The sequence below is a fragment of the Oceanobacillus halophilus genome, from assembly GCF_003628505.1.
Classification (GTDB): Bacteria; Bacillota; Bacilli; order Bacillales; family Amphibacillaceae; genus Oceanobacillus; species Oceanobacillus halophilus.
The window spans coordinates 23,636-38,411 of sequence record NZ_RBZP01000001.1; the positions used below are offsets into that span (position 1 = coordinate 23,636).

Consider the following 14,776-nt stretch of genomic DNA (forward strand, 5'->3'; position numbering starts at 1 on the left):
TATTGGGTCAACAAACAGAAACTTACATGATAGATAAGTAGACTATTTACTAAGGAGCCATTAGCTCAGTCGGTAGAGCATCTGACTTTTAATCAGAGGGTCGAAGGTTCGAATCCTTCATGGCTCACCATTTATGCGGGTGTGGCGGAATTGGCAGACGCGCTAGACTTAGGATCTAGTATCTTCGGATGTGGGGGTTCGACTCCCTTCACCCGCATTAGACCCATGCCGGGGTGGCGGAATTGGCAGACGCACAGGACTTAAAATCCTGCGATAGGTAACTATCGTACCGGTTCGACTCCGGTCCTCGGCATCATATGCGCCCGTAGCTCAATTGGATAGAGCGTTTGACTACGGATCAAAAGGTTAGGGGTTCGACTCCTCTCGGGCGCGCTCATTTCGGGAAGTAGCTCAGCTTGGTAGAGCACATGGTTTGGGACCATGGGGTCGCAGGTTCGAATCCTGTCTTCCCGACCATTAGAAGATTGCGGCATTCAAACGAAAAAGAATACTCTTTTAGTATGCGGGTGCAGTTTAATGGTAAAACCTCAGCCACGAGCATGGCCTCTACCGAATAATCTACGAGTTGCCCCGAAGCATCCATCATCACTGAATATGCTAGAAGATACAGGGGCATGATTGTCGTGGAATACACTAAAAAAATACTCTTTTATTATGCGGGTGTAGTTTAATGGTAAAACCTCAGCCACGAGCATGGCCTCTACCGAATAATCTACGAGTTGCCCCGAAGCATCCATCATCACTGAATATGCTAGAAGATACAGGGGCATGATTGTCGTGGAATACACTAAAAAAATACTCTTTTATTATGCGGGTGTAGTTTAATGGTAAAACCTCAGCCTTCCAAGCTGATGACGAGGGTTCGATTCCCTTCACCCGCTCCATTTTTTTATTATGGGCCTGTAGCTCAGCTGGTTAGAGCGCACGCCTGATAAGCGTGAGGTCGGTGGTTCGAGTCCACTCAGGCCCATATTAAGGTGACGAATCAGTCTATGGACATAATTATATACTTCTAAGGAATTAATACTTTCCATATTGAAAAGAAATAGGTGAAAAGAAATAGGGTGCTATTTGCACCCTATTTCTTTTTTCGTATCGTGCATTATATTTGCTACTTATGGGAAAACTTTTTAATAATGAATAATTGTTGAGGAGTAAGTACATTGACGTTAGTTAGGCTAGGATATTCAGCTATAAGTACCCAAGTACAGAACAGTTCCACATCAAGAACAATGACATATGCAAACTTTTCGAAAATACAAGATAGGGAGGCAGCGCTACGTAAATTAGAAAAAATATCAAAAGAAAATATATTGAACGTACTTCGTATACTAAGACATAATATTGCAAGTGACATTTATTTTTATCGTATATCTTCGAAGTTAATTCCGTTAGCAGATCACCCAGAAACATCAGACTGGAATTATATGAAACCTTTAAAGCAAGTATTAGGTGACATAAAGGAATTTCTTAAGGAACATCCAAAAATGCGAGTTGATTTTCATGCCGACCATTTTGTTTTAGTAAATACGTCAAAAAAAGATGTCCTGACTAAGTCTATAAAAACTTTACGAATGCACTATCGTTTATTAAAGGGAATGGGTGTAGAGCCTGTTCATCGTTGTGTGATGCATGTTGGTGGTGGTTATGATGATCCCGAGAAGGCTTTGGAAAAGTTTATTCATAATTGGGCATTCATTCCTTCTGATTTACAGCAAATGATTATTTTAGAAAATGACGATAAAACTTTTTCTTTAGTAGAGACTTTATATTTATGTGAGAAATTAGGAGTTCCTTTAGTATTCGACTACCATCATCATCTCGCACATCATCATGATCCAAATTGGTATCTCTATTGGGAACGCGTGTTAAACACGTGGAAACATTCTGAATTACCTGTAAAAATGCATATATCTAGCCCGAAATCATCTGATAAGTTCCGAGCACACGCAGATTATGTAGATAGCGAAATGTTTATGGACTTTTTGCGTGCAATAAAGGGGAGTGTACCTCAAATAGATTGTATGATTGAAGCCAAACAAAAGGATAGTGCTTTATTAAGGCTAATGGAAGATTTAAAGCAATACAAAGAAATTGAGATTATAGATGATGGAAGTTTATTAGTGAAATAATTAGTGCTTTCATAAATAGAAAAATGTAGGGTACAAACTACCCGTACCCTACATGAACCTTTTATTCGTTTTCATATGTAAATTGAGAAATTTTTTCGTTCTGATTTACGGCTATTTGAAATTTGATTTCTCCATCTTCAAACTCACCAATAATGGTTATGACATCTTGATCATTATCTTTTTCCATGGACTCATAGTTCTGATTAACGAATGAGCCTAATCTTTCTTCAAAAGAACTCCAAATATTTTCTAGTTCAGATGCGGGATACTCTTCCTTCACAGACTCATCTAAATATTCAGTTGCTCTTTCGTAACGGTCTTCAGATATGAACATAATAAACTCCTCTGCGAAAATAACATTTGCTTTTTCTTCGGCAGACTCCTGGAATTCTTCTTCTTTGTCTTCTCCATCAGCACATCCAGAAAGCAAGAAAAAAGCAGTTGCGATAGTTAGGAACCAAAGTACATTTTTAACCATTATAAATAACCTCCAATTATATTAAAGTGGAATTTCATCATAATTTTCTACCTGAAGAATATAGGGTGTGTCTATTTACTTTACTGGCACAGTTAGCACTGGTACCATTGAAAAAATCCTTCGCTAGCAAATTCTTGCAAGCGAGGTCGTCCTTGTTTTATTGTTTCCCAGATAAGCTGGAATTACACTTTAATCCAAAGATATTATCAGGCTGTTTTGTAAAAGAGTGAGATTACGATTACTCTCGCCCCACTACAAGGATTATTGTTTAACCGTTTATATCGCAACTTGTATAAATTTCTCTCAAGTAATAAGGAAGCCTATTTCGGAGCGAATGACCGCATAAACAAGCATAAGTGTGACCGAGGGAATATTCTGAATCAATGAAGTTAAAAGTCTTTATAAAATATGAATCAGAGTAATGTTTCAAAAGGCAACAATCTTTTAGAAAAAAACCAAAATAAAAAAGTACATGAACTTTGGGTTCATGTACTTTTTCATTCTACTAGGAAAAGATAAAAGCATATACATAAGTAATTATTATTCATAATCTATCTCATTCAGCAATTCCAATAATACGCTCCCAATGATTTCTCCAGCAGTTCTTGGTGCTGTTTTACCTGGTAGGCCAAGTGCATGTATTGCTTTAATGCCTTTTTTACAAGCGTATTCAAAATCGGTACCGCCTGGTTTTGATGCAAGATCCAGTATAAGAGTGGAAGTTGACATGTTATTAATGACACTGGAATCGATGATCATTTTAGGTATAGTGTTAATACATATATCCATACTTGATATAATTCTATCCATTTTTTCTGTTGAAATGGATTTTAGTCCCATTTCGCTAATACGAGCAAAATGTTCTGTTTTTCTGGCTGTAACTGTAACATTGGCCCCTATAGCTGAGAATAAGCGAGCTATTGTCATTCCTATTCTGCCAAAACCTAAAATTAGAACATTTGATCCATGAATAGTAAAATCCGTTTCCTCTATGGCTAACTTCAGAGTCGCTTCAGCAGTCGGAATGGAATTGTAGATGGCAATGTCATTACGTGAGAACAAGCGAACTAATTTTCGATTTGTAGATGCTGCTATATTTACTAGGAAATCATTCACGATACCAGTATAGATTACGCAATGCTTAGGTGTTTTATTTAATAGGTACTCTGTTAACTTAATAGTTTTATCGGAATAAGTCGTTTCAATTACCCCGTTGCTATCTGTCCCAGATACAGGAAGTAGGATGGCATCTAACATGCTGAAATCAATATCCATTAATTCTCGGTGGCTTACATAGGGGGTAGAGAAGGATAGTTGATCAAATCCAGTTAAAAAAACTCTTACATCATTTGAAGCAAGTTTATTAATTACTTCTAAATAACGATTGTCTCCTCCCATAACAAGCACTTTTAAATTCTTTGTCAATAATTTTCCCACCTTTCTTTAATGTATAAAAGCATGAAATTATAATATTAACATAAATTTAAATATAGCATAAAGCATATTTAGAAATTGCGCCATTACCCATTGTATAACATAACACACTATCATATGCCTACAATATTTTGATGAAGTGGAGGGATTGGAAGGTGCAAAATACAATTGTGTGTAGATGTGAAGAGGTTAAATTAGGTGAAATTATTTCATCAATTGAAAGTGGAGCAACAACATTAAGGGCTATAAAAGTAGTAACGAGGGCGGGTATGGGTATTTGTCAGGGGAGAACATGCAGACCATTAATAGAAGATTGCTTGTCAAAGACTATAAAGCAAGATAGTAATGACGTTCAACAATTAAATTTTGGCAATCCCATTCGTCCCATTCGTCTTTCTGAACTAGCAAACACAAGAAAGGGTTGAAGCTATGCGCATTAGTAATCATCCTGTACTTGAAAATACAGCGGGTGATGAAATCGAATTTACATTTGATGGTAAGAAATATTTGGCAAAACAAGGAGAAACAATTGCTGCAGCTTTACTAGCTCATAATATTCGAATATTGCGATATTCAATGAAAGAAAAACGCCCACGAGGAATTTACTGTGGAATTGGCCACTGTTACGAGTGTCGTGTTCTTTTAGATGGTCAAGTAAGTGTTCGAGCATGTCTGACAAGAGTAAGAGATAACATGACGATTGTTTCTGAAAGAGAGGATTCAAATGAATTTTGATCTAGTCATTATCGGAGCAGGACCTGCTGGTATGAGTGCAGCGATTAAAGCAGCAGAAAATGGTGTATCCGTGGCTATTATTGATGAAAACCCTGAAGTTGGTGGTAAGTTATTAGGGCAGCTTTATAAGGATTCAAAGAGTGGGTGGTGGATTGGGCAAAAAATAGCAGATGAATTAGGAAAAAAGTTAACAGACCTAAATATAGCCTTTTTTCTTGAGGAGCAAGTTTGTGGAATATTCCCAAGGTGGGAAGTCTTACTATCTAGTGGAGAACGACTGCATGGGAAATATATTATCATTGCTACCGGAGCTGCAGAAAAAGCTTTACCGATTCCAGGTTGGACCCTGCCAGGAGTAATGGCAATCGGGGCAGCACAAATGTTAACCAATTATCATCGTGTAAAACCTGGAGAAAAAATAGCTATTATAGGAATTGACCCATTATCTTTGACTATTGCTTATGATATGAGACTTGCAGGGATACATGTGGTTGGTATTTACCTTCCAAAGAAAAGCGAATTCTCACATATGAAAGCGGAACCAAAACAACTAATCTCTTACTTATCTAATTTTGTTCATGTTCTACCAAATCCTTTTCTGAAACTTTTTGGGAAAATGTTGAAATATCCAGTTATACAAAATTTAGCTATAACTTATTACCCCTCATTTGGGATAAAAGTTTTTGGAGTACCTTTGCATATAAGGAAAGCAGTGGTCGAGATAGTTGGAGAGAATCAGGTCGATGCGATAAAAGTAGAAAAAGTGGATAAGAATGGATCTGCTAATGGGAAAATGGAGGAAGTAACGGTAGATTGTGTCTGTATTTCTGGTGGTTTATATCCTTTAGGAGAGATCGCTAGAGTGGCAGGGTGTGAGTTTGCCTATTTAGAAGAAGTTGGGGGATATGTACCACTTCATAATGAAAACTTAGAAACAACACAAGCTGGAATCTTTACTGCAGGTAATATTACAGGAATTGAAGGCGCCAATGTTGCGATTGAACAGGGTAATTTAGTTGGGCTTGTGATTAGTGATAGATTAGGCTTATTGAAAAATTCTAAAGAAATTATTAAAGCAAAGAAGAAAGTATTGCTCGCAAGGGAAGAGGCCGTTATTTCGTTTCAACCACAGATTGAAATAGGAAAAGAAAAAATTGCCGAGTTATGGAATAAACGAATGAATGAGTAAGGAGGGCGTTATGGAAACAGCTGATGCGGTTGTGATAGGGGGAGGTGTAATAGGTACTTCCGTTGCCTATCGATTGGCAAAAGAGAGAAAAGTTATTTTGCTCGAAAGAAAAGAAATTGGGGGACAGACTTCAGGGAACTGTGATAAAGCAATTATCTTACAGTCCAAAAAACCTGGATTTCCTATTAAACTGGCAAAAGCAAGCAGGAGAATCTACGACCAATTGGAAGAAGAATTAGAAACCTCAATCGAGTATAACAAAAACGGTGGAATGATCTTAATTGAAAAAGAAGAGCATTTGAATTTCATGAAGAAGTTTGTAGATAGGCAAAATAAAGCAGGACTTCGAGTGAAGTTAATTGATGCAAAGGAAGCAAAGGCTTTTCAGCCATATTTATCTGACAATTTAGTCGGAGCCACATATAGCACGGAAGATGCAGAAGTTAACCCTCTCCTATTAACGCAAGCATTTTCTCGAGCTGCCAGAAGAAGTGGGGTAGATATCCGGTTATATACAGAGGTTGTTGGTATTGATTGCCAAAACGGGAGGGTAGTTGGTGTTAAAACAGACAGAGGATATATTTCTACAGAATTAGTCATTAATGCTGCAGGCCCATTCGCAGGTGAAATCGCAGAAATGGTTGGTGTTCCTTTAACAATAATACCGCGTCGTGGTGTCATTTTAATTTCAGAAAAAGTACCTCCTATGATTCATGGAAATATATTATGTTCTCAGTACATTGCAGCGAAACATCAATCTGAAGAATATGGTAAAGCTCCGCCGTTTGGAATTGGTTTATCACTCGGTCAAACAGATAGCGGAAATTTATTAATAGGTGGAAGTAGAGAATTTACAGGTTACAACAAAGAAATTAATCCAGAACTTTTAGCCTCCATTGCGTCACATGCAATCCGGATGGTACCATCTTTGGGAAATGTACAGATTATTCGCTCAATGATAGGTTTTCGTCCGTTTACTGGTAATGGACTGCCTATTATTGATGAAGTGCCGGGAGTGCAAGGTTTCGTTATTGCTGCAGGACATGAAGGAGATGGTATTGCACTAGCACCCATTACGGGTATTTTAGTTGCTAGTTTAGTTGCAGGTGAGTCGAATTACAAAGATTTACTGGAACCTTTAAAGTTAAAAACTGAATAAACAGGGGGAGCTTTTATGATAGAGATTCTTGTGCCGTTAGTGTTGCTGTTTATGATAGCTTTGGTTCAAGGCATTCCAAAAATTGGTGGTGATATTAGAGCAGCTTTAATTATCGCAACATTGTCATCAGCTATTATTTCTGGTTTAAGCTTTACAGAAACAGCTTGGGCTTTTGTTGATGGGATAGATCGATTATCCTGGGTTATTATGTTATCAGTATTTGGGAGTCTTTATGCAGAATCACAAGTGAAACTTGGAACGATGGATACAACGTTAAATAGTTTAAGGGCAGCATTTGGTAATTCGCCTAAAGGTTTGATTGTAGCCATTTTTATTACTTTAATATTAGCGGGGTCTCTTCTTGGTGATGCAATTGCTGCAGCAACAGTAATTGGATTTCTGGTCATTCATTCCTTGACTGAATTAAAATTGAAACCGGAACAAATAGGAATGATTATTTTACTTGGCGCATCGATTGGTTCCATAATGCCTCCTATTACACAAGCAGTATACTTATCTTCGTCTTTAATTGGAATTGATCCTAGTCCTGTTGTCATGATTTCTTATATCACAGTTACTATAGGAGCGATTCTAGCTATTTTAGAATCCTTTCGTTTTGTTCGTGGGAGGAAAATGCCACAAGAGTTAATACCCAAACAAACTGTTACACAAATCTTAAAAGAAAGATGGGTTACGTTAATACCGCTAATTGTGCTGATTGCTATTGTTATTGCCAACACGCTATTTGAGTATAATATCTTCTCGGAATGGACAGTTTTGGCTTTTATCGTTGAACCTTTACAGGAAATTCCTATCATTCAAGGAATTACATTTCAAGTGGTTTCCGCTATTATCATTGCTTTTCTTGTTAGTTTTCTATTTCCATCTGTCCGTAAACATACGGGAGGGGTATTTAAAAATGGTCTAACAAAAGTAAGTAAAACAGTGCAAATTCAGCTTTGTGCCGGGATTATGGTTGGCGTCTTTTATGCTTCAGGGTTAATTGACAAAGTCGCACTAATGACGGAAGGATTAGCTGATTCAATGGTAAAGGTAGGTGGAGCGTTATCATTAATCGTTGTCGGGATGTTGACTGGTTCCCAAACAACTGCACAATCCGTAATTGTAACTTTTCTTGGACCAATCTTGGAAAATATGAATGTAGATCCCACAATGATCGCTTTAGGTGCGTCGCACATAGCATCAGCTGGCCAAAATCTACCCCCAGTTGGTTTAACTGCCTTTGTTGTGTGTGGTTTAATTGGCGGTATTTTGGATAAGAAGGTTGATCCGCTAAAAGTAATGACTTTAGCCGTCCCAAATTCTTTATATTTCATTATACTTGGTTTAATTGTGTGGTTCATATAGATGGAGAGCCCAAAATTAGGAATTATCATGCTGGATACAAGTTTTCAAAGGCCATTAGGGGATATTGGCAATCCTGCTACGTATTCATTTCCAGTAGAATACCGAGTAGTCGAAAGTGCTACTGTAGAGAGAGTTGTGAAGAAAGGAGATTCCTCTTTAGTCCCTCTTATTATAAAGTCAGCAAGAGAATTAGAGAAAAAAGGTGTTAAAGCAATTAAAACAAGCTGTGGGTTTTTAGCCTTGTTTCAGAACGAAATTCAACATGCATTAAATGTTCCGTTTTTTTCTTCCAGTCTTATACAGTTACCGATAGTCCATTCTTTAGCTGGTGGATCTATAGGTGTTCTCACGGCTAGTAAGGCAAGCTTGTCTAGGAAACACTTACAAGGGGTAAACGCAGAAAATATACCTATTATTATAGAAGGAATGGATACGATGCCTGCTTTTACCCAAGCAATTGTTGAAGAATGTATGTCCTTAGACATGAAAGCAGTGGAAAGAGAAATAAAACACAAAGTGAAAAATATGATAAGAAGTAATCCAGAAATAAAAGCAATCCTATTAGAATGCACCAACATGCCACCATATCGAACTGCAATAAGAGAAATAACAGAACTACCCATATTTGATATCAACACCTTAATCCATTATATCTTAAAAGCCACTTAAATTCGGGAAGTGCCTGTTACTTCCCGAATTTTGTACGGTTTTCAAATTACCGTTAACCATTGGTATGGAAGGGAGTTAAGCACTTTTTTTGTTTCGACAAATTTCGGGAAGTGACAGGCACCATCGGTTTAATTTTTATAATATTGACATAATTTAGATTTTTGTTCTATACTTGTTAAGTATTATGCTGGATGAAGGGGGAAGGTGTTTGGAGGGAAATGTTTCTGAATCAAATTTGAGAGAATCAATCTATGACAATTTGGAACTTCAGCGATTAATAAGAAAAAAGAATCGATTTCGTTTTCATTTTACAGCTTTCCTACTTTTCTATTATTTGATTTTACCTGTAGTATTTAATAGTCCACTTATTGTTGTTAAAAACAACTTATATATATATATCGTTTGGTTTTATGTATTTTCATTATTTATTATTACCTGGACTATTGGTTGGTTTTATTGGAAATATATGCGTATACTCGATCAAAGAATAATGGATTTGAAGAAGGAAATCTGAGGGGATTTTTATGAATTTAACTTACTTTATATTTTTTCTAGCAATTGTCACTGGTACCCTCATCATAACGCATTGGGCGGCAGAGCGCAGTAAAACAACGAATCAATTTTATATTGCCTCGGGTAGTTTAACCGGATTTCAAAATGGTATGGCAATAGCGGGTGACTACATAAGTGCGGCATCGTTTTTAGGTATTAGTGGCTTGATTGCAATTTATGGTTATGATGGTTTCATATATGCGACGGGTTTTCTTCTGTCCTATGTAATCTTATTATTATTGATTGCTGAACCAGTACATCATTTGGGGAAATATTCATTAGGAGATGTAGTTGCTGAGCGGTTTCCTGGAAATAAAATGCGTTTAGTTATTTCGACTAGCGGTATATTCATTTCGATTTTATATATGATTCCACAATTAGTAGCTTCTGGCTTTTTGTTGCGAGTATTGTTAGGTGTAGATTACCATGCTTCCGTTTGGATAATAGGGATATTAATGACTGTTTATGTTGTGTTTGGAGGAATGGTCGCAACTTCCTGGGTTCAAATTATTAAAACGGTACTTTTAATGTCTGGTACGTTATTACTTGTATTTATATTATTCTCCTGGATTAAATGGGATCTATCAATGTTAGTAGTACAAGCCAAGGAAGAAAGCCCACTAGGGGAACAATTTCTAACACCTGGAAATTTATTCCAGCATCCAATAGAGAGGATTTCGCTTACACTTTCACTTATTTTGGGTACTTCAGGACTTCCACATATATTAATTCGCTTCTTAACAGTTAGAAATGCCAAAAGTACTCGTCTTTCTGTTTTATCATCTACATGGATTATTGGATTGTTTTATATCATGACTTTATTGCTTGGGATTGGGACAATTGCGATAGTCGGTTGGGATACTTTAATTAAATACGGTTCGAGTGGCAATATGGCCGCTCTAATGCTGGCTAAGGCTTTAGGTGGAGATTTTCTTGTAGCATTTGTCATGGCGGTTGCGTTTGCAACGATTATTGCTGTAGTTACTGGACTTATTTTTGCAGCTACTTCTTCTTTTGCCCATGATATCTATTTTCACATTGTAAAAAAGAAACAGGCAGAAGAAAAAGAACAACTTCTCGTAGCGCGAATTACAGCTGTAGGAATGGGGTTTATTTCAATTATGCTGTCACTTGGATTAGAGGAAAGTAATGTTGCTTTTTTAGTTTCTTTAACGTTTTCCATTGCTGCTTCTACATTATTTCCATTATTATTATTTACATTTTATTGGAAGCGTTTTAATCGAACTGGTGCCTATACGGGGATTGCGACAGGTTTTATTGTTTCAGTGCTGCTCGTTAGTATTGGTCCCTGGGGCGTTGATCTCCTATCACTTTATAACCCTGGAATTATTTCGATTCCTTTAAGTTTTTTAGGGTCCATAGCTGGTACACTTCTAACAAAAAAAGGACAAGGTGAAAACTATAAAGCATTGTCGGTTAAAATCAATACTGGAGTTTGGAGTGACTAGCTCATGGTAGAACTAACAATAATATTATTTCAGAGGATTGGCTTATTATTATTGATTGTTTTTATGCTCACACGAATTCCCGGGTTTCGCTCCTTATTAGACAGAGATATCACAATAGAAACCGTTATCTATCATGCGTTAGTTTTTGGAGTGATTGGCATTCTAGCTACTCATACTGGTGTGGTAATTAAAGGGGAAGAATTAATGATGCAAAGTGTGATTGCAGATGTTGATAATGATGAGGTTTTAATCGGGTTTAGTTTAGTAGTAGTAATGATAGCTGGACTTTTAGGTGGGCCATATGTCGGACTTGGTGCAGGTATTGTTTCAGGAATATACATTGCTTTACTTGGAGGAGAAGCTTGGTTTGCAAATAGTCTTATTAATCCATTGGCGGGATTAATTACTGGCTGGACTGGACAGTTCTTTTCTGAAGAGAGAGTAATCGCTCCAAATAAAGCACTTTTTATAGGGATTTTTCCGCCAGTTTTTCACATGGGTTTGCTATTAATCTTTTTACCTAATCAAGAAATAGGGATTGAGTTAGTAAACATGATAGGTATACCATTAGTAGTAACAAACTCCGTGGCTTTAGCGATTTTTACCATGATGATTCGTGTCGCATTCAACGAATCAGAAAGAGAAGCAGCACTTGAGACCAATCGTGCTCTATCTATCGCCGAAAAGGCATTACCATTATTGCGAGATGCTCCTTTAGCTGTTAATGCAAAGAAGATGGCAGAACTATTTTATGAAGAATTAGAAGTAGCCGCTATTGCGGTGACGGACAAGGATAAAGTACTTGCGCATGTTGGTCTTGGAGGTGAGCATCATCAAGTGGGGGAACCATTAAAAATGCGACTTTCACGTAAGGCACTGGAAGATGGTGAAATTCAAGTTGCCTATGAAAAAACAGATCTTCAATGTAGGTTTGCAGATTGTCCGCTGAAAACGGCTATTATGGTTCCAGTCTATCAATCTGGTGATGTTATCGGATTATTAAATATATACTTCCGGCATTCACAGCAAATTCGCGCAGTAGAAGTAGCTTTGGCAAAAGGGCTTGGTACATTAATTTCAAATCAGCTTAGTGGTCTTGAGGCTGAACGAATGAAAGAATTGTTAAAGGAGGCAGAAATGCGTAATTTGCAAGCACAGATCAATCCTCATTTCTTGTTTAATACCTTTAACTTAATTCACTCACTAATGAGAGTGGATTCTGAAAAAGCCCGCTACATTTTAGTGCAGTTAAGTCAATATATGCGAGCTAATTTAAAAATTACGAGTGAACCATTAATTCACCTTCAAGATGAATTAAGACATTTGTATGCTTATTTGGAAATCGTAAAGGCTCGTTTTCCTGATCATATTATGGTGGAAGTTGATATTTCTGAAGGGCTGGAACATGTTTTAATACCTCCTGCTACTTTGCAACCATTGGTAGAGAATAGTGTGCAACATGGTTTAGGAAATAATCATAAAGGGGGAATCGTACAGATAAACATAATTAAAAATAATGATCTTGTCTATATAGAAGTAAAAGACAATGGACAAGGATTTCCTAAAGAATTCATTTCAACCATAGGAGAGAAACCTTTAAATTTGAAAACTGGAAATGGTACCGCACTATATAATATTAATCAGCGACTTAAGGGATTATTGGGGGAAAAAAGTGCCTTACAATTTATAAATACTGCAAAAGGAAGTATTGTATCATTCCAACTTCCTTTAACACATAGATTAATAGAAGAAAATAATAGGTATAAGGAATCCACTAGATAAGTGTGAGAGGGGAGTCCTAAATGAAAATAAAAGCGATGATTGCAGAAGATGAACGACTAGCCAGAGAAGAATTGATATATCTGCTGCAGAAAGAGCAGCACGTGATTCTTTATCCGAGTGCAGAAAATGGAGAACAGCTATTATCGTTATTCCAGGAATATCAACCGGATGTAATCTTTCTTGATATCCATATGCCTGGTCTATCAGGAATTGAGATTGCAAAAAAACTTCGCACGAAACAGGGAAAAGGTCCACTGATTGTCTTTACAACAGCATATGATTCCTATGGAGTGCAAGCTTTTGATCTTCAAGCGACAGATTACTTACTAAAACCATTTGATTCTGTCAGATTTAAAACAGCGATGAAACGGGTGAGAGAGGCCTTGTCTTCAAGAGAACCGTTAAAACCAAAGATAGACAAACTTATTATTACAGAAGATGAAAGAATGGTAGTAGTTGAACCGAAAAAGATAGGATTCGCCGTCCGTGAAGGAAGAGTACTAAAAATACATACGATAAATAATGAAGTAATTGAAACAAAAATGAGTTTAAAAGAATTAGAGGATAAACTTGCCGGATTCTCTTTTTATCGTCCGCATAGAAGCTATTTAGTTAATATGGATGCAATTAGAGAGATAACCCCATGGTTTAATGGGGCCTATAATCTGGTGATAAAGGATCCGATCAAGTCAACGGTTCCGGTAAGTAGAACAGCGGCAAAGGGACTTTTTGAAGTATTATATGGCGAACGAATATAATGTCATTTAGCTCCTCATTTATGCAATTTAGACAGGCTGAGCTACATTTTGGATAAATTTTAAAAATTTAATTATGTATTTAATATACTGAATAGTACCTGCAGGGGGAAATTCAGTATTTTTATTTGTGAGACTGTAAGCGTTTTCTGTACAAGGAGGGTCGTTAGTGCAGTTTTTACGAATTGTAGTTTGCAATAAATAAAGCTCTTTTCTAAGTGGTGGACTAAGGTTACTCGCCCTACCAAGAAGATTTGTTGTTTTTATGGTTATGTCGTATTTTATTTAGATTGTTAATATATTTAATTCAGAATAATGTACTCTCGCTTACACTTATGATTGATTTGTGCGATCATTCGCTTCCTGTTCAGGTCTGGACACGTGCTATTCCCACAGGACAAGGAAGGATTCGTCAGCATTACAACACACGGAAAAAATTGCCTTTTATTTTCGAGGAGTCTCCGTATTCTACCTCCGCTATGTTACATGCTCTAAAAATTTATAAAACTATAGTCCATAATGTCACGTTCGGGAGAGTTTTCCAGTAAAAAGAGAAATTTCCTAGTTGAAATCAAGTATAGCAGGAACTAAGCGGAGGAAATACGAAAGTTAAGCGCATTACTCTGAATTCAGATTATCAACAGTTTCTAACAACTCCTGACATAGTTACAAAAACAACAAACCACGTAAAGAGCCATTAATAAAAAGGAGGATTTATCATTGGAAAAACCAGATTCTATTAAGACACTCGACGATAAGCAGACTCGTTATTGGAAAAAGAACTTGAGATTAATCAGCAGCCTGCTCGCTGTTTGGGCTGTGGTTGGTTTTGGAGGCGGTATTCTATTTGCAGTACCACTAAGTAATGTACCTTTTTTCGGTGTTACTTTATCGTATTGGATCGCCCAACAAGGCGCTATTTTTGTGTTCATTTTCTTGATATTAATTTATGCCATTCGAATGGATAAGTTAGATAAACAGTATGCGCTAGAAAAAAAGGAAGAAAATCAACATAAATCGTTATAAAGGAGGG

Annotated in this window: 14 protein-coding genes and 7 tRNA genes; 19 read left to right on the forward strand and 2 right to left on the reverse strand. The window is 36.9% G+C overall.

Features of this window, described 5'->3' with window-relative positions; genetic code table 11:
* Positions 1–54 precede the first annotated feature (54 nt).
* From D8M06_RS00150 to uvsE, 8 genes are all read left to right on the forward strand, one after another.
* Positions 55–130 (forward strand) — tRNA-Lys (locus tag D8M06_RS00150).
* A 5-nt stretch (positions 131–135) separates the two neighbouring features.
* Positions 136–217, forward strand: a tRNA-Leu gene (locus D8M06_RS00155).
* Positions 218–227: 10 nt separating this feature from the next.
* Positions 228–313 (forward strand) — tRNA-Leu (locus tag D8M06_RS00160).
* A 6-nt stretch (positions 314–319) separates the two neighbouring features.
* Positions 320–393, forward strand: a tRNA-Arg gene (locus tag D8M06_RS00165).
* Positions 394–400: 7 nt separating this feature from the next.
* Positions 401–477, forward strand: a tRNA-Pro gene (locus D8M06_RS00170).
* A 354-nt stretch (positions 478–831) separates the two neighbouring features.
* A tRNA-Gly gene (locus D8M06_RS00180) sits at positions 832–905 on the forward strand.
* A 12-nt stretch (positions 906–917) separates the two neighbouring features.
* Positions 918–991, forward strand: a tRNA-Ile gene (locus D8M06_RS00185).
* A 193-nt stretch (positions 992–1,184) separates the two neighbouring features.
* A complete protein-coding gene (uvsE, locus tag D8M06_RS00190; RefSeq protein WP_121202343.1) occupies positions 1,185–2,153 on the forward strand; it encodes a UV DNA damage repair endonuclease UvsE in 969 nt (322 codons plus the stop codon).
* A 61-nt stretch (positions 2,154–2,214) separates the two neighbouring features.
* Here the strand turns inward: uvsE and D8M06_RS00195 are convergent, their stop codons facing one another.
* Positions 2,215–2,631, reverse strand: a complete 417-nt coding sequence (locus tag D8M06_RS00195; protein ID WP_121202344.1) for a DUF3887 domain-containing protein — start codon at positions 2,629–2,631, stop codon at positions 2,215–2,217.
* 540 nt (positions 2,632–3,171) lie between these two features.
* Positions 3,172–4,056 carry a dipicolinate synthase subunit DpsA gene (dpsA, locus tag D8M06_RS00200; RefSeq protein ID WP_121202345.1) on the reverse strand — a complete coding sequence of 295 codons (885 nt, stop codon included), beginning with the start codon at positions 4,054–4,056 and terminating at the stop codon, positions 3,172–3,174.
* A gap of 164 nt (positions 4,057–4,220) precedes the next feature.
* Between dpsA and D8M06_RS00205 the strand changes: the two genes are divergently transcribed.
* From D8M06_RS00205 to D8M06_RS00255, 11 genes are all read left to right on the forward strand, one after another.
* Entirely contained in the window at positions 4,221–4,490 is a 270-nt protein-coding gene (locus D8M06_RS00205; protein ID WP_241558775.1) for a (2Fe-2S)-binding protein, read from the forward strand.
* A gap of 4 nt (positions 4,491–4,494) precedes the next feature.
* Positions 4,495–4,800, forward strand: a complete 306-nt coding sequence (locus tag D8M06_RS00210; RefSeq protein WP_121202347.1) for a (2Fe-2S)-binding protein — start codon at positions 4,495–4,497, stop codon at positions 4,798–4,800.
* Positions 4,790–5,989: an NAD(P)/FAD-dependent oxidoreductase gene (locus D8M06_RS00215; protein WP_121202348.1), complete on the forward strand. Its 1,200-nt coding sequence runs from the start codon at positions 4,790–4,792 to the stop codon at positions 5,987–5,989. The genes D8M06_RS00210 and D8M06_RS00215 overlap by 11 nt, the downstream gene beginning before the upstream one ends.
* Before the next feature lie 10 nt (positions 5,990–5,999).
* Positions 6,000–7,148, forward strand: a complete 1,149-nt coding sequence (locus D8M06_RS00220) for an NAD(P)/FAD-dependent oxidoreductase (RefSeq protein ID WP_158591713.1) — start codon at positions 6,000–6,002, stop codon at positions 7,146–7,148.
* A 15-nt stretch (positions 7,149–7,163) separates the two neighbouring features.
* Positions 7,164–8,516: a TRAP transporter large permease subunit gene (locus D8M06_RS00225; protein ID WP_121202350.1), complete on the forward strand. Its 1,353-nt coding sequence runs from the start codon at positions 7,164–7,166 to the stop codon at positions 8,514–8,516.
* A complete protein-coding gene (locus tag D8M06_RS00230) occupies positions 8,517–9,185 on the forward strand; it encodes an aspartate/glutamate racemase family protein (protein ID WP_121202351.1) in 669 nt (222 codons plus the stop codon). It abuts the gene before it with no gap.
* A 208-nt stretch (positions 9,186–9,393) separates the two neighbouring features.
* Positions 9,394–9,699: a DUF485 domain-containing protein gene (locus tag D8M06_RS00235; protein ID WP_158591714.1), complete on the forward strand. Its 306-nt coding sequence runs from the start codon at positions 9,394–9,396 to the stop codon at positions 9,697–9,699.
* Between the two features lie 10 nt (positions 9,700–9,709).
* On the forward strand, positions 9,710–11,206 hold the full coding sequence (locus D8M06_RS00240; protein WP_121202353.1) for a solute symporter family protein: 1,497 nt from the start codon (positions 9,710–9,712) through the stop codon (positions 11,204–11,206).
* Positions 11,207–11,209: 3 nt separating this feature from the next.
* Entirely contained in the window at positions 11,210–12,988 is a 1,779-nt protein-coding gene (locus D8M06_RS00245) for a LytS/YhcK type 5TM receptor domain-containing protein (protein WP_121202354.1), read from the forward strand.
* Between the two features lie 20 nt (positions 12,989–13,008).
* A complete protein-coding gene (locus D8M06_RS00250) occupies positions 13,009–13,746 on the forward strand; it encodes a LytR/AlgR family response regulator transcription factor (RefSeq protein ID WP_121202355.1) in 738 nt (245 codons plus the stop codon).
* Between the two features lie 717 nt (positions 13,747–14,463).
* Positions 14,464–14,769: a DUF4212 domain-containing protein gene (locus D8M06_RS00255; protein WP_121202356.1), complete on the forward strand. Its 306-nt coding sequence runs from the start codon at positions 14,464–14,466 to the stop codon at positions 14,767–14,769.
* Positions 14,770–14,776 lie beyond the last annotated feature (7 nt).

Bases quoted from the DNA above. Each gene is read 5' to 3' on its own strand.
- D8M06_RS00195 (WP_121202344.1), bottom strand. From the start codon at position 2,631: ATGGTTAAAAATGTACTTTGGTTCCTAACTATCGCAACTGCTTTTTTC.
- D8M06_RS00210 (WP_121202347.1), top strand. From the start codon at position 4,495: ATGCGCATTAGTAATCATCCTGTACTTGAAAATACAGCGGGTGATGAA.
- D8M06_RS00215 (WP_121202348.1), top strand. From the start codon at position 4,790: ATGAATTTTGATCTAGTCATTATCGGAGCAGGACCTGCTGGTATGAGT.
- D8M06_RS00220 (WP_158591713.1), top strand. From the start codon at position 6,000: ATGGAAACAGCTGATGCGGTTGTGATAGGGGGAGGTGTAATAGGTACT.
- D8M06_RS00225 (WP_121202350.1), top strand. From the start codon at position 7,164: ATGATAGAGATTCTTGTGCCGTTAGTGTTGCTGTTTATGATAGCTTTG.
- D8M06_RS00230 (WP_121202351.1), top strand. From the start codon at position 8,517: ATGGAGAGCCCAAAATTAGGAATTATCATGCTGGATACAAGTTTTCAA.
- D8M06_RS00240 (WP_121202353.1), top strand. From the start codon at position 9,710: ATGAATTTAACTTACTTTATATTTTTTCTAGCAATTGTCACTGGTACC.
- D8M06_RS00245 (WP_121202354.1), top strand. From the start codon at position 11,210: ATGGTAGAACTAACAATAATATTATTTCAGAGGATTGGCTTATTATTA.
- D8M06_RS00250 (WP_121202355.1), top strand. From the start codon at position 13,009: ATGAAAATAAAAGCGATGATTGCAGAAGATGAACGACTAGCCAGAGAA.